17 protein-coding genes are annotated in these 26,537 nt (G+C 53.9%); 4 read left to right on the forward strand and 13 right to left on the reverse strand.

What is annotated here, in order from left to right; all coding sequences use genetic code 11:
- The first annotated feature begins 91 nt into the window (after window positions 1-91).
- Complete coding sequence (locus AS19_RS03590; RefSeq protein ID WP_231483487.1) at window positions 92-721, forward strand: lysophospholipid acyltransferase family protein; 630 nt, start codon at window positions 92-94, stop codon at window positions 719-721.
- A 1,440-nt stretch (window positions 722-2,161) separates the two neighbouring features.
- Here the strand turns inward: AS19_RS03590 and AS19_RS03600 are convergent.
- The 8 genes from AS19_RS03600 to AS19_RS03635 all read right to left on the reverse strand — a co-directional run bounded on the left by AS19_RS03600 (window position 2,162) and on the right by AS19_RS03635 (window position 13,566).
- Window positions 2,162-4,114, reverse strand: coding sequence for a monovalent cation:proton antiporter-2 (CPA2) family protein (locus AS19_RS03600; RefSeq protein ID WP_011587982.1), 1,953 nt, complete (start codon window positions 4,112-4,114; stop codon window positions 2,162-2,164).
- A gap of 92 nt (window positions 4,115-4,206) precedes the next feature.
- The gene (locus tag AS19_RS03605; protein ID WP_011587983.1) at window positions 4,207-4,995 is read right to left on the reverse strand and encodes an endo alpha-1,4 polygalactosaminidase; all 789 of its coding nucleotides are present in this window, start codon (window positions 4,993-4,995) and stop codon (window positions 4,207-4,209) included.
- A 287-nt stretch (window positions 4,996-5,282) separates the two neighbouring features.
- Window positions 5,283-6,224, reverse strand: a complete 942-nt coding sequence (locus AS19_RS03610; RefSeq protein ID WP_011587984.1) for a spore coat U domain-containing protein — start codon at window positions 6,222-6,224, stop codon at window positions 5,283-5,285.
- Window positions 6,221-6,928, reverse strand: a complete 708-nt coding sequence (locus tag AS19_RS03615) for a molecular chaperone (RefSeq protein WP_011587985.1) — start codon at window positions 6,926-6,928, stop codon at window positions 6,221-6,223. Before AS19_RS03615 ends, AS19_RS03610 begins: the two co-directional genes overlap by 4 nt.
- 15 nt (window positions 6,929-6,943) lie before the next feature.
- Window positions 6,944-9,418, reverse strand: a complete 2,475-nt coding sequence (locus AS19_RS03620; protein WP_158299160.1) for a fimbria/pilus outer membrane usher protein — start codon at window positions 9,416-9,418, stop codon at window positions 6,944-6,946.
- A 50-nt stretch (window positions 9,419-9,468) separates the two neighbouring features.
- Window positions 9,469-9,996 carry a spore coat U domain-containing protein gene (locus AS19_RS03625; protein WP_050731498.1) on the reverse strand — a complete coding sequence of 176 codons (528 nt, stop codon included), beginning with the start codon at window positions 9,994-9,996 and terminating at the stop codon, window positions 9,469-9,471.
- A gap of 387 nt (window positions 9,997-10,383) precedes the next feature.
- Window positions 10,384-11,814 (reverse strand): aldehyde dehydrogenase family protein, encoded by a 1,431-nt coding sequence (locus AS19_RS03630; RefSeq protein ID WP_011587988.1) that lies wholly within the window; start codon window positions 11,812-11,814, stop codon window positions 10,384-10,386.
- A 111-nt stretch (window positions 11,815-11,925) separates the two neighbouring features.
- Window positions 11,926-13,566, reverse strand: a complete 1,641-nt coding sequence (locus AS19_RS03635) for an acetolactate synthase large subunit (RefSeq protein WP_011587989.1) — start codon at window positions 13,564-13,566, stop codon at window positions 11,926-11,928.
- Window positions 13,567-13,932: 366 nt separating this feature from the next.
- On the opposite strand from AS19_RS03635, the gene AS19_RS03640 reads away from it, so the two are divergent.
- The gene (locus AS19_RS03640; RefSeq protein WP_041704888.1) at window positions 13,933-15,660 is read left to right on the forward strand and encodes an amidohydrolase; all 1,728 of its coding nucleotides are present in this window, start codon (window positions 13,933-13,935) and stop codon (window positions 15,658-15,660) included.
- A gap of 57 nt (window positions 15,661-15,717) precedes the next feature.
- Here the strand turns inward: AS19_RS03640 and AS19_RS03645 are convergent, their stop codons facing one another.
- Window positions 15,718-15,930, reverse strand: coding sequence for a hypothetical protein (locus AS19_RS03645; RefSeq protein ID WP_011587991.1), 213 nt, complete (start codon window positions 15,928-15,930; stop codon window positions 15,718-15,720).
- A gap of 713 nt (window positions 15,931-16,643) precedes the next feature.
- Complete coding sequence (locus tag AS19_RS03650; protein WP_041704891.1) at window positions 16,644-17,207, reverse strand: DUF3365 domain-containing protein; 564 nt, start codon at window positions 17,205-17,207, stop codon at window positions 16,644-16,646.
- Between the two features lie 194 nt (window positions 17,208-17,401).
- Here AS19_RS03650 and AS19_RS03655 point away from each other — a divergent pair, with 194 nt between their 5' ends.
- Window positions 17,402-18,055 carry a peroxiredoxin gene (locus AS19_RS03655; RefSeq protein ID WP_011587993.1) on the forward strand — a complete coding sequence of 218 codons (654 nt, stop codon included), beginning with the start codon at window positions 17,402-17,404 and terminating at the stop codon, window positions 18,053-18,055.
- Between the two features lie 851 nt (window positions 18,056-18,906).
- Here the strand turns inward: AS19_RS03655 and AS19_RS03660 are convergent.
- The 3 genes from AS19_RS03660 to AS19_RS03670 form a co-directional block, all read right to left on the reverse strand.
- Window positions 18,907-20,610 (reverse strand): hypothetical protein, encoded by a 1,704-nt coding sequence (locus AS19_RS03660; RefSeq protein ID WP_011587994.1) that lies wholly within the window; start codon window positions 20,608-20,610, stop codon window positions 18,907-18,909.
- 168 nt (window positions 20,611-20,778) lie between these two features.
- Window positions 20,779-22,071: a ribonucleotide-diphosphate reductase subunit beta gene (locus tag AS19_RS03665; RefSeq protein WP_011587995.1), complete on the reverse strand. Its 1,293-nt coding sequence runs from the start codon at window positions 22,069-22,071 to the stop codon at window positions 20,779-20,781.
- 144 nt (window positions 22,072-22,215) lie between these two features.
- Window positions 22,216-25,104, reverse strand: a complete 2,889-nt coding sequence (locus AS19_RS03670; RefSeq protein ID WP_011587996.1) for a ribonucleoside-diphosphate reductase subunit alpha — start codon at window positions 25,102-25,104, stop codon at window positions 22,216-22,218.
- A gap of 674 nt (window positions 25,105-25,778) precedes the next feature.
- Between AS19_RS03670 and AS19_RS03675 the strand changes: the two genes are divergently transcribed.
- The gene (locus tag AS19_RS03675) at window positions 25,779-26,501 is read left to right on the forward strand and encodes a response regulator (protein ID WP_011587997.1); all 723 of its coding nucleotides are present in this window, start codon (window positions 25,779-25,781) and stop codon (window positions 26,499-26,501) included.
- Window positions 26,502-26,537 lie beyond the last annotated feature (36 nt).

Here is a 26,537-nt window from a genome sequence, read left to right on the forward strand (position 1 = left end):
AAGAACGTTGGGCATACGTTGGGCATTAGTGCCAATGCAGTCTTTCAGTCGCGTGGGTATGATCGCTGCTCTTTTTGTAATGGACAATCCCATGTCATCACCCTCGGATTCTGATTACCCCCGTAGGGGCAATACGTTCTCTCGGTCTCTGGCGAGCGGTTTTCTGCGCCTAGCGGGGTGGCGGGTAACCAACCCCATGCCGGCGGTGCCCAAGGCGGTGATTATTGGTGGGCCGCATACCTCCAACTGGGATGGTATCTACACCTTAGCAGCGATGATGCAGCTGGGGTTAGATGCCCATGTGATGATCAAGGATAGCGCCTTCAAGGGGCCCTTTGGGACGATGCTGCGCTGGATGGGGGCGTTGCCCATTGCCCGGCATAAGGCGGGCAGTGTCGTTGAGCAGACCGTGGAGCAGTTTAATCGTCACGATAAGTTGGTGATGGTAGTGGCACCAGAGGGCACTCGAGGTGGTGCGGCACAGTGGAAAACTGGCTTTTACCGTATCGCTCAGAAGGCGGGCGTGCCCATTGTGGTAGCCACCGCGGATTATGCTAAAAAAGAAATTACCTTTGCCCGTGTTATCGAACCGTGCGGGGATGTGGAAAAAGACCTAACCGAAATTTTTGAATGCTATGCCGCTATTCACCCGCGTCATCCAGATAAGTTATCCGCGCCGTTGAAAGCCATTCGTGATAGAGAGAAGAGTGTTGGGCGCTAAAGGCTTGATGCCTGTATGTGTTGCCGGAGAGGAGGAGGGGATCGGTTACAGGCGCTAGCGTTGGTGTAGCGGCTGTCTGCCACATTGTTGATCCACTGATCTATCGCGGTGGCTTCGCCACTGTGCAACGTTGCGGGCGATGGGGTCCCATCATTTTCTGCGGATCATCTTTTGCAGCGAGGCGACAAGAGACGATGGAAGTGTCTGCGTCGCCGGGTACCAGTACATGCTGGCGACCACAGGCAGTGATTCCCTAGTCCGCAATTTGACGGCCTTGCCAGGCGGTTTTTTCAATCGCCTTGATGCAGCCTTCGACCACGGCAATCCAGGCCTTCGGCCCACTGTCTTGCTGTTTTCGTTCAGCAAAATCATTGAGCGGCTGCTAGTTTGACGCCTGACCAGATTGCGCTGGGAAGTGCATATTGTCGTTTTGCGCTGATGTGGCTCGCATGAGAACGAGCCCTCCACAGTATTTGTGTGTAAATGTTCACAAGATGCTGTGGATAAGGAAGCTCGGTAAGGAAAAACTGAACAAGCGTTCCTTTTTTTGACAATGCTCTTGTTTGGCCGCAAATTTGTTGCCTATGAAAGGGCTCTGACCAGCATGGGGACTAGTTCTGTCTGTTTTCGGTACCCGTTTTTGGATAGCAAATCTTTGATGTGCTGGCGAGCTGTGTGAATAGAGATGCCATTCTTATCTGCGATTTTAGTGGCATTGAGGCCGTGGATTAATTCGGCTGCAATGCTGGCTTCGTCCGGGGTGCAGTGGAACATGGATTGCAGCTTACGCAGATTCGGTTACATGTTGCTGTCGTAGCGGAACAGTTCGGCAAGCACGCCGTTACGCTCTATTGCTATCGTTTTGTTGGCATGACCAACATGTCAGCGCTGTCACCTATGCCCACGGATTCTGCCCAAGGGTGACTTTCTGCGCTGAGCATGTCGAGAATGTTCTTGTCGGGATCACCGTGGAGGAGGGAATCGAATTGTCAGGGTGGCAGCGCAGTGTAGCGAGCTAGAGCTTCATCCCGCTCTGGCAGGTCTCGGTGGATGAGCCTCCCCTCAAAACCTTCCGGATAGCCGAAGGTTCAGCCTACATCATCTGCCGAGGCTGGAATGCGGGCAGCCATAGAGCGTGCTCACTAACTGGTTGAAGCGGTGCAGCTCGTCGTGGCTAAGCGATGGTGCCTGTGGGGCCGATGGTTGCGATTTTTCCTGAGCATGGATCAGCTAATGGGTCTGGAAGACATGGGCTATTTCCCCTGAAAAAAGCCGATACTGGCGTCCGCCACGATGACAGGCTGTCTATGCCATTATCCGGGGCTATCGGGTCTATTTTATTGATCAAATAGTTGTTGGTTAGCTTGTTGTATTGCGAGGCTGCCCGCAAGTGCACTGGCCCGCAGAGAGGCAGCCGCTAGTCTTGTTCAGTTTGTGGGTTTAGCCTCCCAGCAAGCGGACTTCGGCGGCTTCCACAGCTTCCAGGGGGCCATAGAGAATCACTGTGTCTCCCTGCTCCAGCCGCAAGGTGTCGTCCGGTCTTTCCCGGGTTTGTTCATTGCGTTTTACTGCGCGGATTTCCACATCCCGCAAGGCGCAATCATGGATGCTCAAGCCAATGCTGCGGGCTTTATCGCTCAAGGTCACCGCGTGCAGTAGCCGGTAGGGTTTGCCGGCGCTGTCGCTGGTGGGAAAAGAGTCGCCATGGTAATAGCCCTGCAGCATGCGGTAACGATCACGGCGGGTTTTGCGCAGCATTGCAAGCACCCTTTCAAAAGGTACGTCTAGCATCATCAGGGCGTGGGCCACCAGCATCAGGGAGGCTTCCAGCACTTCGGGAACTACCTCGGCGGCGCCGGCGGCGGTGAGTGTGTCCAGGTGGGTGTCATCGCGGGTACGCACCAGAACCCGCACCTTGCTATTCAGGTCCCGGCAGCTATGGATGATACGCTCTGCCAGACGGGCATCATCAAAGGTCACCACCAACAGGCGGGCACGATGAATGCCGGCGCGCTCAAGGATATCCTTGCGGCTGGCGTCGCCGAACAGGATATGTTCCCCGGCGGCGCTGGCTTCCTGCAGGCGCACCAGATCCATGTCTACCGCCACGCCTTTGAGATGGAAACGGTTCAGGTAACGCATCAGATTCTGACCTACCCGGCCGTAGCCGCACAGGATGACATGGCCGGTGATATCGTCGGAGACCGGGCTGTCTTTGGGGATGTCCATCCAGGGGCGTAGCAGGCGGCGGCTCAGTTTGCCGCTGTGTTGCAGCAGCCCCGGGGTTACCGCCATGGTCAGCACGGTAATAGAAACCAGTAGACCGGCTTTCCCCGGTGACATAACCTGATGCGACACCGCCAGGGCCACCAGTACAAAGCCGAACTCGCCACACTGGGATAAAACCAGGCCACTACGAGTCGCGGTGTCGGTGGGTTCACCCAACAGGCGTAGCAAGGCAAAGATTAGCACCGCCTTGAACAGCATTAGGGACACGGCCGCGAGGATGATCCAGTGCCATTGCTCGGCGAACAGGTTTGGGTCTACCAGCATGCCCACACTGATAAAAAATAGCCCCAGCAGCAGATCGCGGAAGGGGCGCAGGTCTGCTTCGATCTGGTGGCGAAAATGGCTTTCCCCCAACATCATGCCAGCCAGAAAAGCGCCTAGCGCCATGGATAGACCCATCAAGTGAGTGACCCAGGCGGCCACCAGTGCCAGTAACAGGGCGGTCATCACAAAGACTTCATCGGAGCGGGTGCGGCCGGTTTCTTCCAGCAGTCGTGGCAGTATCCATTTGCCCACCACGTAAATGCCGGCAAACAGCAGAAGGGATTTTCCCAGGGTGATACCGGTCATGGTCCACAGGGCGTTGCCGTTGCTGGTGCTGATCACGGGGAGCATCACCAGCATGATCACCGCCGCCAGATCCTGAAACAGCAGGATGCCGGTGGAGGCTCGTCCGTAACCGGTATTTACGGCGCCACGGCCGATCAGGTCACGGATCACAATGGCGGTGGAGGACAGTGCCAGGGCCCCGGCGGTAATCCCGGCGGTCATGGGCTGAAAACCCAACAGGCGCATCACCGCGAATACCGCCGCTGCGGTCAGAACCACTTGCAGTGGCCCGGCGCCAAACACAATGCGGCGCAAGGTCAACAGGCGGGGGATGGAAAATTCCAGCCCCAGGGTGAACAGCAAAAAGACGATGCCGAATTCCGCCAGATGCTGAATGCCTTCCACATCGTTGATCCAGCCAAAGCCGAATGGCCCAGCGGCCAGACCGGACAGCAGGTAGGCAAGAATGGGCGGCATGCCCAGACGGCGAAAAAGCACCACGGCTACCACCGCGCTGCTGAGTAGGACCACAGTAAGTGTCAGGGTGTCATGCATAACACTGCATTCCGAATGGGCGAAATGGCAGTGTAGCAGCCCACGTTGCCGGGAGTAGTCTTAGTATCTGATGGTGTGTTTTGCGGGGCGAGTTAGTCGCAGCTAAAGCGGTAACTGTCGTCCAGCGCCACTGGCAGGGTCAGCGAGCGATAGCCCAAGCTGCCCATATGTTGACAATGGATGGCATGGCCATCGGGGTCTTGACTGTAGATATAGTCGATATGAAACACTGGTTTGCCGGCCTCCACGAATGGCAATAGCCGGTGGCATTCTTGCCATTCGTGACAGGATTCGTTCACTGCAAAATCTACATAGTCGATCAGGTCTGCGACCTGTTCCACGTCGTTTTTCAGTGATACCGCCAGGCCCATGGATTGAGCCTGGTTAAACAAGAAACGATTGTAATCCAGCTGGCTGTCATAGGTGAGGGGAAAGCCGGTTTGGTTGCTGTAACCATCAACGTTGTCTGGGTCTACTCCGTCGCAACCTTTCTCCGCCGCCAGTGTTAGGCGATCCACCATGATGCTGCGGACATTGGTAGAGCGGGTATTCAACCAGCGTTCGCCGGGCCAGTTGTCCAGCTGGCCTCCTTTGTCTGCCGCAGTGAAACGCCCTTCATCTTCTCGCCATTCTTCATAGGTGCCCGCCGAGAAGTAGCAGATTACCTTACGACCGCTGGCCTGCAGGTCAGTGATGACGGATTGCGGGGTGTCGAATAGATCGAGTATATACAGGTCGGCTTGGTAACCGGTATTGGTGGCGCCTTGCAGTTGGATTTGCCAGGTGGTTTCCACTGTTGGCTGGTAACGTGGCTGTGCCACTTCCTGCGGGTCCAGCAGGCTGGTAATCGCGCCTGTTAACAGGCCTAGAGATGTACTCATTTGATACCACACCCATACACGCCATAGTTTCTTGATTATAGGATGGGTTCAGGCAAAAGAATACGGCGTAATCACGTTATTTGTGTAAGTCAGTATGAAAAGATGAACATCCAGATGCCGTTTATGGAAAGCTGCGCCCTTCGAGCCTTTCAGGCTAGTTCTCTCATTGTTGCCTTTCTCCATAGGCAACCGGCATGCCCTCAAAAATGCGCCTTCTGTGCCCTGAATGAGCACCGATTGCGAATCGGTTTGAGAGACTGAGCATGCAAGGGATGTTCATAGGCTTGCTAAAACTCAATGTCTACGGTGATGGTATCCGTGTAATTACCCGGAGGGGTGGAGGGGGCGGCGGGAATGCGGCCAAATACACTCATCATGATACTGGTGCTAGTGCCAAGCCCCGTGGCCCCTTTGCGATTTGTGGTGCTGTCCCAGGGAATGCTTCTGGCGGCGTCCTGGAACAGACCGTAGCTGACGAACTGGCTGCCGTCGCGCATTCTTCGCGAGCCGCCGGAGGGGTTCAGTCCGTCGCTTAACCCGACCGTAAACGGGCTGGTATTGGTGCAGCGCACATCAATAAACGTGTCACTGTCCGTCTGTGGCAGAGGTGAACTTTGGGTGCCAAAATTTAGGTCATTGGCGGTTATGCTGCATTGGTTCTGGATGGCTAGATTTGCATTCAGAGTGTAGTTCGTCAGCGGTAAACCGCTAGTAGTGTTACATGACTGATTGGTGCCGATGCGGGTGACCTGTGAATTTACCATACTGGCTCTGTTTTCGCCTGCAAGGGCATTGCCGGGCAGTGGGCCGGGGACAATTCCGAAAATATTGACAGTGTCGCTGTCTGAATACTGGAAAGCTCTGGACATGTCTACTTGAACTTCAATGGCGTTTGTCGATGGCTGGATAATGGTACCGCCGACAAGCAAAGTGTAAACATTAAAAGGGATGGCCGGGCCAGGATTGGCCGGCCTGAGGTTGCGTGGAAGGATGCCGCCATCGTTGTCTGCAGCCACATAAATGCACATTTTAAAAGGGATGCTCTCAAGAACTCCAATCCCCCGAGAACATGACCACTGGATCTGGGTGTTGGCGTTGAGGGGGCCGGCCATGAACGGATCCGTAGCACCAAAATCAAGGGTTGGTGAGTTATCAATACTGCACTGAATAGCCGCGAGCAATTTAAGTGGTGCTATCAGGAAAAAGAGCGCCAACATTAACCGTTTCATTTCGGGCTATCCTTCACCAAGAGGGTGAATGGGGTTCCATTGATTGATGCTGAAAAAGAGGCAACGGTGCTCTCTGCTGGAACGGTTTCAATTGGGAGGAGCAATTCCCTGCCAGGCAGCACATAACCCACAAGGCCCTCTTGGATAGCAAACTTCTTATCTTGGTTGGGGGCTTGCCAGTAGGCATTTGATACTCGCGCGTGGGCGGTTCCTGTGTTGCGTATGCGTAGGGTGCCATCCTGGAGCGACACGCTAAGAGTATGATTTTGTTCTGGTGTGCCAACAAATAGCGGCAAGGACATGCGCAGCAGAACTTTGAGGTTGGCTCCTTGATCGGACTCGGTGTCCGGCACTTCACTGATGACCAGACGGTAGCTCTTCTCACTATCGGATGGTTGCGGGTTTTTCTGGATTACTCTGACTAGTTGCTCTTCGTTACCTGGAATAAGGGTCACCGGGGGAGTGATGATCAGATCGTCTTGTTGTAGCAAGCGGTTTTCTCCATCGTCTCCTTGTTCCCAAGCAAAAAGCTGGATTTGGTAAAAGCCGTCTTGGGACGAACCGTTCTTGAGTTTATAGGCGGCATTAGGCTGCGATGGAGACATCTTCATGATTAGGGGCGAAACGGTGAGCTGGCCACACAGCGCAGCAGAAGGTAACAGCGTGAATAGAGAGAGAAATAGCGCCTTGGTAAATATCTTCATGGTACACAGTCCTTTTTAACGCGCTGACGGTGGCAAACATTGATAAGGGCCAAGTCGAGGCAGGGTGCCCGGCTTTGCGGCGAAGTTGAATATCACCGTACATAATTCGCCGTTGCTAATGATGTCTATTTCATTTTTACCTTCGGTTATGCCCTGCAAGAATACCTCCCCATCATAGCCCACAACTGTGGCGTCTGCGTCTGCCAGCAGGGCTTTGGCTCCTGCCGGAACAGGTTTCCCCTGGGCGTTATGAATCACCACAATGGCACTGTTCTGCCGGGCAATGTCAAACCGGGCGGTTACCCCGGTAAGCTCTGCGGGTTTGATGGTTAGCGTCCTGGCACCACTTTGTGCATCCACCGGTAGGTCATCAATATCGATGGCGAGCTCGTTTTCAGTAAAGGGAATGATGTCAGGTAGTAGCAACCTGCCTTTGTGATTGGTTTTGCCGATCACGCGATTCGACTGGCGCACCGGTATGCCGGCATAGCCACCGGTATCGACGATGGCAAAGCTGTTGTTCATGGTGTTCGCGGCGAACAGGTCTTGGTAGTTGGAGACCAGTGAACCACTTAGGCTGGCAAAGCTATTGTTCTCGCCATCCTGACCATACACCCCAGCCTGAATGTCGCCATAGGGAGTCCACCAGCGGCCTCTTGCCTGGCGGGTACCGTTGGCGTCGGGACTATAGGCCAAGTCCCAGCCAAGATCCCAGAAATCCCGCACATGCTGGCGCAATGTGAGCAGTGTTTCGGTTTTTTCGGTTTTTTCGTTGTGGTTAATGCGCGCCCCGGCCTGAATCGGTCGGTCGCTGGGCTTGTCCAGGCGGTAGGTAAAGCCGGCCAGCCAGGTTCTGTCGCTGGAGGCTTCCAGGTTTTGGTTAACGCTCAAGGTCAGTGAAAGTTGCTGCCACAGGCTTCGGCTATGGCCCAGTACTAGAAACCGGGTGTCGGGGCCGTTGAAAAGTCGGGTTTCTAGGTAGCTTACGTTCAGGTTTCCTTGTTGCCCGAAGCTGACGCTGCCGTTCAATTGTGTGCTGCTCTTAATAGGTATGCGCAGGTCGATGCTGTTGGATAAATCTTTGTAGCCACGGGTGCGCTCGGTGTATTGGCCGCTGATACTGTAACGTTGTGTGCGAAATTCATGACCAGCAACCCACTGGTTTCCCTGATCGTCGTTATCGCTGCCGTGGGCAATAGATAGGTTTGATACCCCAAGCAAGCCGGAACGGATCACCATGCCGGCGCCGCCGTTAGTCAATGTGCCGCTGGCGTTCAGGGTGCTTTCCAGGGTCAGAGTGTTGTTGAAACCATAGCGCGCCACACCGGTTGCCACGACCTGGTTGTCATAGTCGTTGGCGCGCTGCCCGTAAAAGCGCCGGGGGGCGCCCAGGCTGGCGGAGTAATCCCAATAGCCCTTCTTCAAAAGTTTTGGGCTGACATAAAAAGGCACGGTTTGCGCGGTTTCTCTTCCTAGTGTATCGGTGGTCACCACTTGCACTTCGCCAAAGCCGGTGACCATAGGCGATGTTTCAACAACAAAAGGGCCTGGCTGCACGGTTTGGTCCGACAGGCGAAGGTCGTTGACGAACACCTCCAGTGCCGAGGGCAGCGTTGCAGAGCCATGGATCTGTGGCAGGGGGAAGGTGATCAAGTCCGGGCGAGAGGAAAAATTTCTGCCGATCTGTACCCCGCCCAAGCGAATTGAGGGCGACCAGGTTAGCGCGTCACTGATGGTGTCGCCCACCATGTAGGTGCGCATGTGGTTCGGGTCTGTATAGCGCCAGTAACTGTCTAGGCGGATGTAATCGCCGTTATCAGGGGCGCTATCACTCCAGCGCACCACCCCGCTGGAGCTGACCACTCCCCAATCATCGAAAGCGCGCAGCTCATGGGCAGCAGAGAGGGTTTGTTCACCGTTATCCAGCCAAGAGCTGTATGCATCGTAATTAATCAGTATACCTTGGCCACGTTGCACCGGTGAGTTAACCAGAGAAAACCCTACTTCCAGCGTTTGTTGGGGAAGCCAATTAGCAGGCACTACCAGGCTGATTTGCTGGGCGCTGTTGTCGTAGTGACCAGTAATATTAAGTTGCCCTAGCGTTTGCCATTGCTTGCTGCTTGCTTGGGCGGGAAAGGTGACTCCCTGAGAAGCCAGAGCTTGAGTATCAATGGTCAGCTCTTCACCGTATACCTGTACAGGGAGCATGTAAGCGGTGGGCCGACCGTTGAGGATTAACTGAGGGTAGGCCACATAGGTATTGCCTCCTTGGCCTCTGGCCTGGGCGCGTAATCGGACAATGTCGGATGGGGAGTACGCGCTGGAAAGGCGGACGACCTGCGATTCATTTGCTGCCCGCTCAAGGGGTGAGCTTTGGGCATGAATGACGGATGAGACGGATAATAGAGCCAGTAATGCCGCGGCCTTAAAGGCTGCGCTAAGCATACAGGCAGGCAGGGGGGAACAGATCCTGTCATCGCTGCTATTCACGGAGCGCCTTTCCTTTTTCCCCCGCCGCCAAGGGCAGCGGGGAAGAGGCATCAGTAAGTCAGCGTTACGGTGACGGTATCGGTGAGTGCTAGGCCCGTGGCATTGAAGGTGTCAGCGGCATCAATGGTCGGTGTCTGAGCCGGGATGCGACCATAAATATCAATGTTCTGGGAGGCGCCGGTGCCATTGAAAGCAACATCGTCCGTGTCGGTCCAGGCGGTGGTTCTGCCGGAGTCCTGGAAAATTTGATAGCTGACATAGGAGGCGTTGGCAGACTTCATGGCGCGCTCTGTGGCCACAGGGCCATCGCCGAAATTGGCGCCATTTGTCAGGCCGATGGTGAAGTCCGCACCATTGGAGCAAGTCACCGTCACGGAGTTGGCTGCATCAATGTTGCCTGCTACCACGTCGGCATCGGTTTGGTCGCCAAAATCCAGGTCAGTGGTGCTGTCTAGGGTGCAGGACGATTGCAGGTTGAGCAGTACATCAAAGCTATCTGTCAGTTCAGCGGCAGAGGTAATTACTGCGGTGCTCATTAAGGTGGAGCCGAGAGCCAGAGCGGTAAGTGTTTTTTTCATGTTTTTATCCATTGCCAATGAGTCGTTAAGTGACAAATTAATTTTGTGATATATGTCACGCTTTGGGTTTGGTGGTTCGACTTTATGAGCGAGGTTAAAAGCGGTAAATCAATTACAGGTAATGCGGCAGAAATTGGTGATGAATGGGATTCGTTTTCAGCTAAGGGCTTTCTGCAATGTTTCGGGTGCCCTTGCACGCATTGACTATAGGTGTGTTATGGATGGGGTGCCGGTGGTGTGAAAACGCTTGCTGAGCGGAAATCCCCGTGCCGCTTCCGGTTGAGTTAAGAGCCTTCTACTTGCCAGAAGTTGAGTGAGATTGAGCGGGTAGAGAAGAGGGGGATGGAGAAGACGGCAGGCCTGTGAATAGGCCTGCCGCTTTGAAATTTACGGTGCGGTACGAATCACCAGTAAACGCTCTTCAGTCATGTCATTGATGGCCCAGCGAATGCCTTCGCGGCCCAGGCCTGAGTCTTTCACGCCGCCGTAGGGCATGTTGTCCACGCGCCAGCTGGGCACATCGCCGATCACCACACCGCCCACTTCCAGTTCGTCCCAGGCTTTGTGGGCTTTGTACAGGTCACGGGTGAAGATGCCGGCTTGCAAGCCGAATTTGGACTCGTTAACGGTGTTCAGCGCTTCGTCGAAATTGGTGAAGCGGCTGATGACGGCAACAGGACCGAAGGCCTCTTCTTCCACGATGTTGCTGCCTTTAGGGGCGTTTTCCAGCAGGGTGGCTTCGAGCATGGCGCCTTCGCGCTTGCCGCCCACTAATAGGGTAGCGCCGGCGTCCACGGCTTCATTGATCCAGTTTTCCAATCGGGTAGCTTCGCCTTCCGAAATCACCGGGCCGATGAAGGTTTCTTCATCTTTAGGGTCCCCCATTGTCAGGCTGGCCGTTTTTTCTACCAAAAGGGTTTTTAGTTCGTCGTAAATGGCATCGTGAATCAATATGCGTTGTACGCCGATGCAACTTTGTCCGGACTGATAGAAGGCACCGAAAGTAATGCGCTCTACGGCATCGTCCAGATCGGCATCTTCATCCACGATCACCGCCGCGTTGCCGCCCAGTTCCAGAATGACTGGTTTCTTGCCGGCACGGGCTTTCAGGTCCCAGCCCACGTCTGGGCTGCCGGTGAAGCTGAGCAGCTTGAAACGCTCGTCGGTGGTGAACAGGTCGGCGCCTTCACGGTGACAGGGAAGGATGGAGAACGCCCCTTTCGGTAGGTCGGTTTCTGCCAGCACTTCACCAATGATGATGGCGCCAATGGGCGTGCGGCTGGCCGGTTTGAGGACAAAGGGACAGCCGGCAGCAATGGCCGGCGCCACTTTATGGGCGGCCAGGTTAAGTGGGAAATTGAACGGGGAAATAAAAGAGCACGGGCCAATGGGCACGCGCTTGACCATGCCCCGGTAGCCTTTGGCGCGGGCGGCAATTTCCAGGTTCGGCATTTCGCCATCGATGCGTACAGCTTCTTCGGCGGCGACTCGGAAAGTGTCGATCAGGCGGCCCACTTCACCACGGGCGTCCTTGATGGGTTTGCCCGCTTCGATGCACAGCGCTAGGGCCAGTTCTTCAAAGCGCTCTTCAAAGCGCTTAACGCAATGGTAGAGAATCGCCTGGCGTTCGTAAGGGGCCAGTTGTGCCATGGGCTTGGTGGCTTTGTCGGCCGCGTCGATGGCCTTGTCGATAGTGGCGGCATCCGCCATGGCGACACGGGTGGCGACGTTACCGCTGTATTTGTCGGTAACATCCAGATCTTGGTTGGCGAACACAGCTTCGTTGGCCAAGTAGTACGGGTAAGCGTCTTTTAACATGTTGGTTCCTTAATGGCGTTAGTGAGGCCATGAGGTTGGGGCAATCTATGATTCGCTAGCATGGGACACGCAACATACGGGCACGCAAAAGCTTATTGCGTGCTGCGTTGCTCACAACTTGCTGCTGAGTTCGCGGATTTCCCGGTTGAGGATACGGCTGTTGTCGCGGTAATCCACCATGCAGTCGATCACGTGTACGCCCCCCTGTTGGTAGCACTCTTCCACCAGCGGGCCCAGTCCGGCAGTGGACTCCACGCGGTGGCCGTTGGCGCCGTAGGCACGGGCATAGGCAACAAAATCCGGGTTCTGGAAGTCCAGGCCGAAGTCTTGGAAGTCCATGTCGTTCTGCTTCCACTTGATCATGCCGTAGCCATCGTCGCGTAAAATCAGCACTACGATGTCGAGCTTCAGGCGTACTGCAGTTTCCAGTTCTTGGCTATTCATCATGAAGCCGCCGTCGCCGACGATGGCCATCACGCGACGGTCCGGGTGTACCATTTTGGCGGCCATGCCAGAAGGAAGGCCGGCGCCCATGGTCGCCAAGGCGTTGTCGAGCAGTACCGTGTTGGGTTTGGTCGCTGGGTAGTTACGGGCAAACCAGATTTTGTACATGCCGTTATCTAGGGTCAGGATCCCGTCTTCCGGCATGATCTTGCGTATCTCGTCCACCAGGCGTTGCGGGCGGATCGGGAAGCTATCGTCCTGTATGCCTTCATGGATGTGTTTTTGCAGCGCATCGCGGATACGGTGGAAATCCGAGAAGCTCCAATGTTCTTGGGGGGCCAAGCGTTCTTTAAGCTGCCACAGGCTGTTGGCAATGTCGCCGACCACTTCAATTTGGGGAAAGTAGACCGGGTCTACCTGGGCGGAGTTGAAGTTGATGTGAACCACTTCGGCCCCGCCGGGGCGCATAAAGAAGGGCGGCTTTTCCACCACGTCGTGGCCCACGTTGATGATCAGGTCGGCCTGGTCGATGGCGCGATGCACGAAGTCGCCGGAGGACAAGGCTGTGTTACCCAGGAAGTGTGGGCCGGTTTCATCAACCACGCCTTTACCCATCTGGGTGGTGATCACCGGGATGCCCAGCTTCTCCACGAACTGGCGCAGCATTTTACTGGTCAGCTTACGGTTGGCACCGGCCCCGGCCAGCAGCAGCGGTTTGCGAGCACCCTTAATTGCCTCGATGGCCTTGCAGATGGCCTTGTCTTCAGCGATAGGCCGGCGGGTAGCACTGGGTTCCGTTACCGGCATGGTGGAGTGTTCGCGGGCAATATCTTCCGGCAGTTCCAGGTGAGTAGCCCCAGGGCGCTCTTCTTGGGCCAGGCGGAACGATTCGCGGATACGGGTGGGGATGGAGTCGCCACTGACAACTTGTTTAGTGAACTTGGTGAGTGGGCGCATCATGTCGACCACGTCGATGATTTGGAACTGGCCTTGCTTGCTGGTTTTGATCGGCTTTTGGCCAGTGATCATGACCATGGGCATGGCTCCGAGCTGGGCGTAGGCGGCAGCAGTAACCAAGTTAGTGGCACCGGGACCCAAGGTGGACATACAAACCCCGGCTTTGCCGGTGAGTCGACCGTAGGTGGATGCCATGAAGCCGGCGGCCTGTTCGTGGCGGGTGATCACCAGCTCAATGTTGGAGCCGCGCAGGGACTCCAGCAAATCGAGGTTCTCTTCACCGGGAATGGCAAACACATGTTCAACCCCTTCTGCTTCCAGGGCGCGAACGAACAAATCCGATGCTTTCATGACTCTTTGTCTCCAGTTTGTCCCGTTTTTGGCTTGCGGCCTTGCCGGGTTCCACGATGCGTGGCGATAAAATTATTACCGCGTGTGATGCAAAGATGATGCCGCTTTTTCTTTGTTATGGTGCATATATAATGCACATAAAAGGTGCGGCGGCTCTAGGTTCGGCTTCACTATAGCGCGCTGAAGAGGCAAGCCGGTATGGGGTTAACGAATCTGTCTGATTGAAAAAGGTGATGAAAGCAGAAGGGGTTTTGGCCTTAGAGACAGCAAGCTTGTTCTCCGCGGTGGAGAAGGGCAGAGTCTGCCCTTAATGAGTGAAGGCTTGTGGGTGGCTAAATGCACCGGCCAGCATTGAGAGAGAGAGCGATGAAGAAAGCTGGGTTGTGGGTTGTGGTGGTGGTGATCGCCTTGCTGATCTTAACCGCGGTAGGGGTTCATCGTTGGTTTAATCCGCCGGCGCCGGCGGCCCAACTGTTCTTCAATGGTACGGTGCTGACCATGGACCCGCAGCAGCCAGTAGCAGACGCGATGCTAGTTAAGCATGGTGAAATCGTTGCGTTGGGTGAGGCCGAAGTGTTGCGTCAGCAGGTCAGCCGCGATGTGATGGTGATCGATTTGGAGGGCGGCACGCTAATGCCCGGGTTTATTGAAGCGCATGGATATTTCCCCGGTGAAGGGTTATCGGCAGTGGCGGTGGATGCTAACAGTCCTCCCATTGGCGATTTACACAGCATAGACACTTTGCTGGAGCGCTTGAGTCTTTTGGCGCAGCGTCGCTCAGAAGGGGTGCTGCTTGCCTACGGTTTTGACCACACGGCTATCGGTGAGCAACGTTACCCCACCCGCTCGGAGTTGGATTCAGTAAGCGAGACGCGACCGATTGTGGTGATGCATCGCTCCGGGCATTTTGGGGTCGTTAATTCCGCCGCGCTGAGCAGTATGGGGATCAAGGAAGATGTCACAGATCCTACCGGTGGTTTTTATGGGCGCGATGAAACCGGGCGGCTCAATGGCTTGCTAGCAGAAGCGGCGTTTTATCCAGTGCGTAGCAAGGCATTGGCGTTGGCAAGCATGGACCTTTTGAAGGTGTTGTCCCGGGCATCGCATATCTATCTGTCCCGTGGCATTACTTTTGCGCAGAATGGATTGGCAGACCCGGCAGCGATTCGAGCTTTGGAACCGGCGCTACAGTTCGGGCTGATTCCGCTGCGCTTGAGTCTCTGGCCTAACACGGAAGCGGAACAACAGCGACAGTCTGGGAAACTCGACATTCCGGAGGGCGATCGTATTCACCTGGGGCCGGTGAAACTGGTCAGCGAGGGTTCGCTGCAAGGCTACAGTGGTTTTTTCGGCTCGCCGTATTATTCGTTGCCGGATGATTCCCCAGAGGACGATTTGGGGGGGGGCGCGTTATCTCAGCAGGCGCTTAATGATCAGGTGCAACAGTTTCATTGCCAGGGCCGGCAGGTGGCCGTGCATGCCAATGGCCATGCCTCCATTGATCAGAGCTTGAATGCTATCGCCGGTGCACGATCGGCCTGCCCGCAGGTGCGAGTGCGGCCGGTGTTGATTCATGTGCAAATGGCCACCCCGGAGCAGCTGCAAAGAATGGTGGCGCTGGATGTGATTCCTTCTTTCTTCAATGTCGATATGTCTTACTGGGGCGATCGCCACCAGGATATTTTCCCGGGGCAGGAGCCGGCACGGCAGGTAAGTCCGCTGGCACAAGCGGCACAAGCCGGCTTGCGCTTTACCCTGCATGCAGATTCCCCAATGGTACCGTTTGAGCCGTTGCAGCTGGTGTGGAACGCGGTTGAACGCAAGACCGCCTCTGGCGCTTTGTTGGGCCCGGCACAGGCAGTAGGCGTGGAGCGGGCGTTGCAAGCGGTGACAGTGGATGCGGCTAAACAGCTTGGGGTGGCCGATCAGGTGGGGCAGTTGCGCCCAGGAATGCGTGCGGACTTGGTTTGGATGGACCGGGATCCACGGGAAGCCATTGGTGACTGGAGGGAGATTCAGGTGCTAGGCACGTGGGTGGGAGGGGTGCGCCGCTACCCGAGCGGGCAGGCGGAGCGGCCAAGGTCAGCCATGTAGCCCCCGTTTGCGCAGAGCGCGGGGTCGGCGCTCTGCGCAAAGCGCGTTGAATTAGCGCTAGTGCCAAGTTCCTTCTAAATTTTCACATTGATCGAGGAATTCCTCGGCGCTCATTTCTATCGTGTTCGGGTCTAGGTGTGATGCCACTTGCTCTTTCAGTTGCCCGACCACTTTAGACATGACTGTCAGGGTTTCTTCCACCTGCTCAATCGTCTCCAACAGATCTTCGGCTTCTTGCTGGTAATCATCTCTGTCGTCGTAATCGCTCATGCGAAGCCTCCTGCGGTTGGAATGAGCCTTGGTACGGGCTCGTCTCCATGTTGCCAATGATGATCACGTAAAACAAACGGCATTTCCCCGAAACTGCTGAAATTTTGAGCGCTTGTGATGAAAGGTCTCGGGATCTTCGCAGGCGACGCTGCGTTCTTTGGTGGTTGCTTACCTGGGGCTACACCTTCTGCCGTCGTTTGAATTACCACGAGTTTCCGAGGCTCCGTTCAGGCAACAAAATGGCAATCACCACGGTATTTGAGTAGCAAGGGTTAGCTTGAAGAGTTCAAGGTTGAGTCCGTCTTTCAGGCTGCGGATCGTGGACATAGGGGCCTATCACCGTATTTACAGAATGGAATGTATTTAGTTTTAATATTAAGAAAAGTGATCAATTTTTCGCTATCTGTAAATCGACCCACAGAAGCATTCCTGCTGTTAGAACGCTAAAGCCACTTGGCTTTAATGCGCACCAGCGTGAAAGGGGGAATGCTGGTTGGTGAGATGAAAAACGCCTGGCACATTGAGCCAAGAGCGATCAAATGAAGGACAAAGCCGACACCACTATTGACGCGTTCAGACATGAGCCACACGTCGATATACGCAAGAATGGCCATCCTCCAAAGCAACGGGGAGGAAATCGATCAGTAGCATGAACGGCTTGGAGTTAACTCAGTGCCATTCAGGCCAGCCCCCTTAAATTACCGCAGGCCAGGTCAGGGAAGCGGACGCTCCAGAGTAAAGGCACCGCGTAACTCACCGGTCTGGTACCCCCGGGCTTGGTCCTGCGGATAATGGGTATCCAGTGCCTGCGTCACCTCGGCGGACAGCTGACTGCCATGGCAGGCGAGGCAGGGCCCTTGAACCATGATCGGTTTCATGTATCGCTGCACTGGCTTACCGTCACGGTATTCAGTCTGCAGCACCTCCAGGGAATCCGGCGAGGCTCCGGCATCCAGTTGTGCCTGGAAGGCTTCAAGCTGTTCGCGCTCCCAGGCATCCGGGGCATTATCCGGGTTGCGAATCTTCAGACTGGTGCGGGCCACAGCCCACTGGCTCTGTTCACTCACCTGTTCGGTAATCGGCATGGCGGACAGATTGCACACGTCAATGGCCGCCAGCGGTCCCCCTTCCTTCATGGACGCTATCAATGCCTGTTTGAGTGCCCCGCCCAGAGCCATGCTGGCCTGGCGCGCCTCTTCCCTGTCCGTGAGCGCATCAGCAACGCAAGGGCCAGCCATGAGCATTAACGCCAACCCCGTTACCCGTGTCCGTTTCATCACTGACTCCTTTTTCCTGTTGTCGTCTCGCTTGATTGTTGCCTTGCTGGTGTCGGCCTACATTCAGATTAAAAGTGAGCGACAGGGTTTATATATCTAAACCATATAAGAATATATATTTCAGGAATACGGTCTCCCTTTTATGCTTTTTCTGCAAGCCCGGTCCCCCGCTTTTAATGCAAGGAGAGAGACCAATGGAAGCCCCAGTACAGCAAACCCGCGGCCTGCCGCAGATCAATGAACCGGCCCCCAATTTCAACGCACTGACCACCGATGGCCAGAGAACCCTGGCAGATTATCGTGGTAAGTGGTTGGTGCTATTTTCCCGCCCGGCGGACTTTACCCCGGTGTGCACCACCGAATTCATGGCCTTTGCCAAGGCCGCCCCAGAATTTGCCAAGCGCAACGGTGAACTGCTTGGCTTGTCTATCGGCAGCATCCACTCGCACATTGCCTGGATACGCAATATCAAACAGAACTTCGGTGTGGAGATCCCTTTCCCGATCATTGAAGACCTGAAGATGGAAGTGGCCAATGCTTACGGAATGATCCATCCGGGCGCAGCGGATACCTCTGCCGTGCGCGCCACCTTTATCATCGACCCTAATGGCATCCTGCGTGCCATGGTTTATTACCCGATGAGTAATGGTCGCTCCATTCCCGAATTCCTGCGCCTGCTAGAAGCACTGCAAACCAGTGATGAAAACGGCATCGCCACCCCGGAAGGTTGGCAGCCAGGAGACAAGGTCATCGTCCCGCCGGCCAAGACCGCGCAAGCGGCCAACGCCCGTGTAGAGTCAGGTGAATACGACTGCAAGGATTTCTACTTCTGCACCAAATCTTTGTAAGCTGAGCAAAACGCCCAGCGCCACCATCCGGTGGCGCTCCTCTTTCTCCTTCTTGCCCTTCATTCAAGCTGAATCGCCAGAATCTGGCTGTCGGAAAATCGAGACTTCTTCATTATTCGCTCCTTGTGCGATCAAAGTAAAATTCTCTACTCAAAACCTTGATTAATTTTCGGGGGGGGGTTACAGCTAATCGTGGACACAGGCAGTAATGAAGGGGCAAGAGGTGCGCTGTGTAGATTGTGGCGGAGCGTTGCTGAGGTGAAGTGTGAGGGCGTTTAGTTGCGCGTTTGCGGCTGCGAACGATCCTCTAATGGCAAGAAATCTGTAAGTTACTGATATAAAAAGAGGGCACGTTACCGTCTAATGGCAAACGTGCCCTCTCTAATGGCAACTCACACACTTGTGAGTTGCCATTAGAGGTATCACTCCACCTCTAGTAAAAACAATAACTTAGCGATTTCTTGCCATAGGTAAATCGCAGTTCTTGCCATAATAAAAAGCACAGATCGCGCAACTACTTGAATTAGATAGCATAATTCAGAACTTCCAAAACGCTGAATAGCTGCGAATAGCACGCTTTGCTTGCGTATGAATATATAGTTTTCAGTATATTTATGGACTATAGCGCGCTTATCTGTGCCTATGGAAGAGTCGAAAGGAGAATTCAGAAATGGGGCCCAGTGAGTAAATTGGGCAATGCTCTGGCCTTGGGTAAAGTATAACCTTGATCTAGCACCAAGCGGGCTTGAACTCAGGAGTAAAGGAACGTCATTTCCTGGTCATCTGACACCTCGCTTAAGGTGATAATTTTACTACCTAAGTTGGTGTCCGGATTCATTAGATCACTACACTTATTGGCTTTCAGGGGGATCTGTATTGAGGCTGATTCCAAACCGTTTTGCTCGAAGTGCATTTAGTTTGCTCTCTTTTGCTATTCTGGTTAGAGCTTGGCGGGCATTTTGGGCTATCACTTTCTCGTTATCACCAATGTTAGCGATTCGCTCAAAGCGAAGGCAGGCTCGGATATAGCTTGGTAATTTCTCGCCTTTTGTTTTTTTAAAAATTTTGTAGTACTGCTCGGCCGTTGCCCGTGATAAAAGTATTATGTCTTCTCTTTTCCAAGCGTTGTTATTTACGAAAGTATCAAGGACTTGATCTGGATCTCTGTCATCGTTGATTTTCTCGTGTTCCTCTTTGAATCTTTGAAGCAGGGTCTTGTCATTTACCCTTTCTGAAAAAGGGGTCGTGTCTAGATCGAAGGTTTCTCTTTTGTCTTGAAATTCGGCTATGTATAGCTCGATGATTTCGTTGGCTTCTTTGTTGTAGCCAAGGTCTCTAAGTAAATCAACGGTTCCGTTAAGGTTTAATACGCTTATATGCTGGGGGTTCGTCTTAAAGCTGTTAAGTAAGGAGTCGATCAAATCTGATTCATTGTCTTCGAATGTGAAGTGATATTTATTCCAGGCTTTTGATATTGAGGCTTCTGATTTTCGGGCTATAAATTTTTCGTTAATTTTTTCTGCTTCTTTTTTTAGGGTAGGCTTGTTGAAAACTCCCTTTTCAACAGCTTTGGCTATTTCAAGATCGAATGCATCTATATCTTTTAACGAGTAGCCTGACAGAAAGTCATTCCATGCGACTTCTTCTGCTGTCGCTTTGTCGTTCCCGATGCCCCAGAGTTTTCCGCCTATATTCTTTATGTAGTCGAATGGAGGAACGTCGGGGTTCCCTCCTTGGTAATATGAATATGAAAATAATATTAAGCTGTGAAGCCCCTGATTTATTACCCCCGGTTCATAGTCGGAAAGTATTGAGGGAAGCTTTTCTGCTAGCCTGAGGATCTTTCTGATAATTCGTATGTTGTTTATGTTCAGTTTTGTTGTGAGTTCTGATATTTGTTCGCTGTTTGGTATGGATTCAGGTATGGCGATTTGGGCAGACTCTTTCGCTGAAGGGGAAAAAACGAGATCAATGTCGATAACCTTTTCTCGATATTTGTTAAGCTCGTTTTCTTCGTTATCACATAACGATTTGTTGTTTAATATCAAAACTATTTTGCAGTCTTTTTGTTCTTTGAGTAAAGAGACTAAGCCTAGTATGTCCTTTATTTTTAATGAATCACCTTTTCTTTCAATGTCATCAATGCAAATAAGTGTTTTTCTTAAAGATAGAAAGGATATGGCCTCAAAAACAGGGGAAAGGTCTTTGGCATAAGGGAGGCCTTGAATTGTGCGAACGGCCTTCCTTCCCAGTGATTTACTGATTTTTTCCGTGCTTTTCCTGAAGGATTCTAGGCTTGGTTTATGGTTTATTTCCTTAACATCAACTACCTGTTCGAAAATTGAAAACTTAAAATTTTCAAGTGAATTGATGCCAAACAAGGATACGTATGAGTAGTTGTCAAGTGAGACAGACTGTGATTCTGCGGCAGCAGTAAGAAAGGTATTCCAAGTAAAGGTTTTACCTACTCCCCAGTCTCCACGAATTGCCAGCACCTCGGGCGTGTCATCCGCCAAAAATTCTTGAATTTGTTCTTTTACTAATGCGATTGACATTTGCGGCTCCTCTTTTCACTGGCTGGATGTTGAGGCGAAGGGTGGTGCGAGGCTGCTAAAGATCCTCTAATGGCAAGAAATCTGTAAGTTATTGATATAAAAAGAGGGCACGTTACCGTCTAATGGCAAACGTGCCCTCTCTAATGGCAACTCACAACACTCACACTGTTATTCCCAGGAGAGTGCGCCGCCCACCTGGTATTCGGTGACCCGGGTTTCGAAGAAGTTTTTCTCTTTACGCAGGTCCATGATTTCGCTCATCCACGGGAACGGGTTGTTCACGCCTTTGAACTGTTCTGGCAGGCCCAGTTGGGCCAGGCGGCGGTTGGCGATGAACTGCAGGTATTCTTCCATCATCGCGGCATTCATGCCGAGTACTCCGCGTGGCATTGTGTCGCGGGCGTATTGAATTTCCAGTTCGGTGCCTTCCAGAATCATCTGGGTGGCTTTGTCGCGCATCTGGGCATCCCATAGATGTGGGTTTTCCAGTTTGATCTGGTTGATCACGTCGATGCCGAAGTTCACGTGCATGGATTCGTCACGAAGGATGTATTGAAACTGTTCGGCCACGCCGGTCATTTTGTTGCGGCGACCCATGGACAGAATTTGGGTGAAGCCGCAGTAGAAGAAGATGCCTTCCAGTACGCAGTAGAACGCGATCAGGTTTTCCAGCAGTGCTTTGTCGGTTTCCGGGGTGCCGGTAGTGAACTCCGGGTCGGATAGGTCTCGGGTATACTGGATGCCCCACTGGGCCTTCTTGGCTACGGACGGAATCTCCTGGTACATGTTGAAGATTTCGCCTTCATCCATGCCCAGTGATTCGATGCAGTACTGGTAAGCGTGGGTGTGGATGGCTTCTTCAAAAGACTGACGCAGGATGTACTGGCGACATTCTGGATTGGTGATTAGGCGGTAGATGGCCAGCACCAAGTTGTTGGCCACCAGGGAGTCGGCAGTGGCAAAGAAACCCAGGTTACGCTTGACGATGCGACGCTCGTCGTCGGTGAGGCCGTCGGCCTTTTTCCACAACGCCAGGTCGGCGTTCATGTTCACTTCCTGAGGCATCCAGTGGTTGGCGCAGCCATCCAAGTATTTCTGCCAGGCCCAGTCATATTTGAAGGGAACTAATTGGTTCAGGTCGGCGCGGCAGTTGATCATGCGCTTGTCGTCAACTTCTACGCGGCCAGCGGCCCCTTCCAGTTCGGCAACGCCGTCTTCTATGTCCATCTTTGCCACGGAGGCCTGGGCGCGGGCTACCGCGTCTGAGGCGGCTCGGGCGGCGGCGGTGTTGTCTCGTCGCTGCTGCTCGATTCCATCATCCGCAGTACTTCCCGTTCCCGGTGCTTTAGCTTCAGGTGACGCTTGGTCAGATACCGCCTTAGGTTCCGGCGGCGTTGCGGGTGTGGGCTGCGGTTTGGCGACAGGCGTCTCTTGCGCATTGAATTCGTCCCAGCTCAGCATGTGTTCTCTCCATATTCCATTACAAGTTTGGTGGTGTTGATTCACCGCTTGCGTATTCTTTATGCCAGCGTGCACGCTTCACGTTTCATGTGGGTACGCAGGAAAATGCGTGCTGCATGGCGCGTGATAGCGTGCGAGCGTCTCTTATTGGCAGGCTTCGCAGTCAGGTTCGTCGATGGAGCAAGCTTTGGGTACGTCGGCGGCCTGATTGAATTCAGCCGGCGTTTCTGGCCCGGAGGAAACCTGGTTCAATTTGCCATCACTGATGGTGGACTTTTCGGTCTGGGTGGCACCGATGGCGCGCAGGTAATAGGTGGTTTTCAAACCCAGCAACCAGGCCATTTTGTAGGTCACGTCCAGCTTCTTGCCGTTCGCTTCGGCAATGTACAGGTTCAGGGATTGAGCCTGATCGATCCATTTCTGGCGCCGGCTTGCTGCTTCTACCAACCAGCGCGGTTCCACTTCGAAGGCGGTACGGAACTGTTCTTTCAGGTCCGCCGGAATACGTTCGATGGGTTGTGCGGAGCCATCGTAGTATTTCAGGTCGTTGACCATGACGTTGTCCCACAGGCCGCGTTCTTTAAGCGCCTTAACCAAGTAAGGGTTGACCACGGTGAATTCGCCGGACAGGTTCGATTTCACGTATAGGTTTTGGTACGTGGGCTCAATGGACTGAGAAACCCCGGTGATGTTGGCGATGGTTGCTGTCGGTGCAATGGCCATCACGTTGGAGTTGCGCATGCCTTTCTTGGCCATGGCGCGCACGCTGTCCCAGTCCAGGGTCTGGCTGCGGTCCACCTTGCAGTAATCTTCGCCACGTTGCTTGACCAGAATATCGATGGAGTCGATGGGCAATATGCCCTGGCTCCATAGGGAGCCGTCGAAGGTCTGGTAGGCACCGCGTTCTTCCGCCAGTTTGGCGGAGGCTTGGATGGCGTAGTAGCTCACCGCTTCCATGGAGGTATCGGCGAAGGTCACCGCATCGCTGGAAGCATAGCTGATGCCCTGCTTATACAGTGCGTCCTGGAAGCCCATGATGCCCAGGCCCACCGGGCGGTGCTTCATGTTGGAACGCTTCGCTTGGGGCACGCTGTAGTAGTTGATGTCGATCACGTTATCGAGCATGCGCACGGCGGTGTTAATGGTGCTTTGCAGTTTTTCGATATTCAGACCGTTTTCGTCCACGTGCTGGGCCAGGTTTACGGAGCCCAGGTTACATACGGCGATTTCTTCTTGGTTGGTGTTCAGGGTGATTTCGGTGCACAGGTTGGAGGAGTGCACTACGCCCACGTGCTGCTGCGGGCTGCGCAGGTTGCACGGATCTTTAAAGGTGAACCAAGGGTGGCCTGTTTCAAACAGCATGGAGAGCATCTTGCGCCACAGGTTGATGGCGGGCAGTCGCTTGAACAGTTTCAGTTCGCCGCTGCGGGTTTTGGCTTCGTATTCTGTATACGCTTTTTCGAATGCCTCACCGTACAGGTCGTGCAGGTCTGGCGTGTCGTTGGGGCTGAACAGAGTCCAGTCTTCCTCGTTAATCACGCGTTTCATGAACAGGTCGGGAATCCAGTTGGCGCTGTTCATATCGTGGGTACGACGACGGTCATCACCGGTGTTTTTACGCAGCTCCAGAAACTCTTCGATGTCCATGTGCCAGGTTTCTAGGTAGGCACAGACGGCGCCTTTGCGCTTGCCGCCTTGGTTAACGGCCACGGCGGTATCGTTGACCACTTTAAGGAAAGGAACCACGCCCTGTGAGCGGCCGTTGGTGCCTTTAATGTAAGCGCCCAGTGCGCGCACGGGGGTCCAGTCGTTACCCAGCCCGCCGGCAAACTTGGAGAGCATGGCGTTATCTTGAATGGCGCCGTAGATGCCGTGTAGATCATCCGGCACGGTGGTCAAGTAGCAGCTGGATAGCTGCGGGCGCAGGGTGCCGGCGTTGAACAGGGTCGGCGTGGAGCTCATGTAATCGAAGCTGGATAGCAGGTTATAGAACTCGATGGCGCGCGCTTCACGGTTATCTTCTTCCGCTGCCAGGCCCATGGCCACACGCATAAAGAAGCACTGGGGTAGTTCGATGCGGGTGTCGTTATGGTGAATGAAGTAGCGGTCATACAGGGTTTGCAGGCCCAGGTAGGAAAACTGCAGATCGCGATTGCCATCTAGGGCCGCGCCTAGCGCGTCTAGGTCGTACTCGGCTAGTTGCGGAGACAGCAGTTCCAGCTCGATGCCTTTGCTGATGTAGGCTTTCAATGCATCACTATAGAGGGCATTCATTTCATCGTGGCTGGCACGTTCGGCCACGCGCAAAAACTGCAGTGCTTCGGCGCGGATTTTGTCCATCAGCAGGCGAGCGGTCACCTGGGAATAGTTCGGCTCCACTTCGATCATGGTGCGGGCGGTGATCACCATGGAGGTGTTCACGTCGTGGATGGAGACGCCGTCGTACAGGTTCTTCACGGTTTCAGTGATGATCTTGTCGGCGTTCACGTCTTCCAGGCCGGAACAGGCTGCGCGGATCAGGTGCTCAAGGCGTGCCATGTCCAGCGGTGCTTTGCTTCCGTCTTCCATGGTGACAGACATATCCACTTGGTGAGTCGGTGCGGGCAGGTCTGTGCTTTTCTGTTCGGCAGCGCGTTTGGAGGCTCGCTGTTCGCGATACAGCACGTAATCACGGGCGACTTTCTGTTCGCCGTTGCGCATTAGGGCTAGTTCAACTTGATCTTGAATTTCTTCGATGTGGATGGTGCCGCCGGAAGGCATGCGACGTTTGAAGGTGGCGGAGACCTGCTCGGTAAGGCGAGCTACGGTTTCATGGATGCGGGACGATGCAGCGGCGGTGCCGCCTTCGACAGCAAGGAAAGCTTTGCTAATGGCAACGGTGATCTTGTCGTCATCGTAGCCCACGACCTTGCCATTGCGCTTGATGACGCGTAGCTGGCCGGGCGCTGTGCTGGCAATGCTCTGGTCCTGATCGTTGCTGTCGCTGGCAGGGGAGCCAGCGTTCTGTGGGTTCTGGCTCATATCCGTCTGCATGGTGCCCTCTCCATTGTTTGTGCTTTAGCTGTCTGTGTTTGTGTGCTGTGAACCTGGCGGCTTCACTACGCAAAACGCCATGGCCGTACGGCCATGGCGCGTTAAATCGTGTTTTAGGTAATGCATGGTGGGGTCGTGAGCGCACGAACCACAAGATGTTGTGTCTTATTCATGACGTAATTTTCCCCCTTGCTTGTCAGGAAAGTGCTAAATCGCTGATGAGATTGCACTTTCCGGTGCGATAGACTGCTTTGTCTTGGGGAGGCGTTAGCTTTATAAAAACCCAACATGTTGGGGTGCGCGCCTGACTCTGGTACAAGGTATAGTTGTGCTTGCTTATTTGCAAGCACTTCACCTGGGGAAATCTTGTGGATAACTTGTGGGGCAATGTGAGTGCATTGAGAAGGCTTTTTTTTGGGGCATGCCACACTAGATATAGTGTTTGTTAATGGGGGTGCTCTTGCAGATTGTTGTATATAAGGCGTCTATATTGGGAGAAGTATGGGAAAACCACAGGGGCGTTGTTGTCTGTATGATGAGCCGCCTGAGAGGTTGCCGTGTACAACGCGTATGCGTATAAACATACGATAGAGATACGTTTGTTACAGTTTGCCGGGTTGGCGTTGGAACAAAACGACAATAACGATACAAATTTCAAGAAGGATAAGGACGGGATGACAACTGTGCAGGATAACCCGCCAGCCATCATGATCGTAGAAGACGATGAGCGTCTTGCCGATTTAACCTGTGAATACCTGCAAAGCAATGGCCTTGGTGTGACGGTAGTCAGCGACGGTGAAGAAGCTATTCGCCGTATTCGTGCGGATCAGCCGGATCTGGTGGTGCTAGATTTGATGCTGCCCGGTGCCGACGGCCTGACGGTATGTCGTGAAGTGCGCAGTGCCTATAAGAATCCCATTCTCATGCTTACCGCTCGCACCGATGATATGGATCAGGTGCTGGGCTTGGAAATGGGCGCCGATGATTACGTGGCCAAGCCGGTTAAACCCCGGGTGTTGTTGGCGCGGATCCGTGCCTTGTTACGTCGAGTGGAAACGGATAGTGAGCGTGATAATTCACCGGCACGCTTGGAATTCGGTGCCTTAGTGATCGATAACTCTGCCCGCGAAGTGACTTTGGCCGGCGATTCGGTGGATCTTACCAGTGCGGAATACGATTTGCTTTGGCTGCTAGCGTCCAACGCGGGCACGGTGCTGTCACGGGAAACAATTTTCGAGAAACTGCGGGGCATTCAATATGACGGGCAAGACCGCTCTATTGATGTGCGTATTTCCAGGATTCGCCCTAAAGTAGGGGACGATCCAGAAAACCCCAAGCGCATCAAAACGGTACGCTCCAAGGGGTATCTGTTCGTCAAGGAAATCGGCGCAATATAACGGCTGAGTTGGTCGTTGCGGCGCAGGGATGACGCT

This window comes from Alcanivorax sp. NBRC 101098 (genome assembly GCF_001010505.1).
Lineage (GTDB): Bacteria > Pseudomonadota > Gammaproteobacteria > Pseudomonadales > Alcanivoracaceae > Alcanivorax > Alcanivorax borkumensis.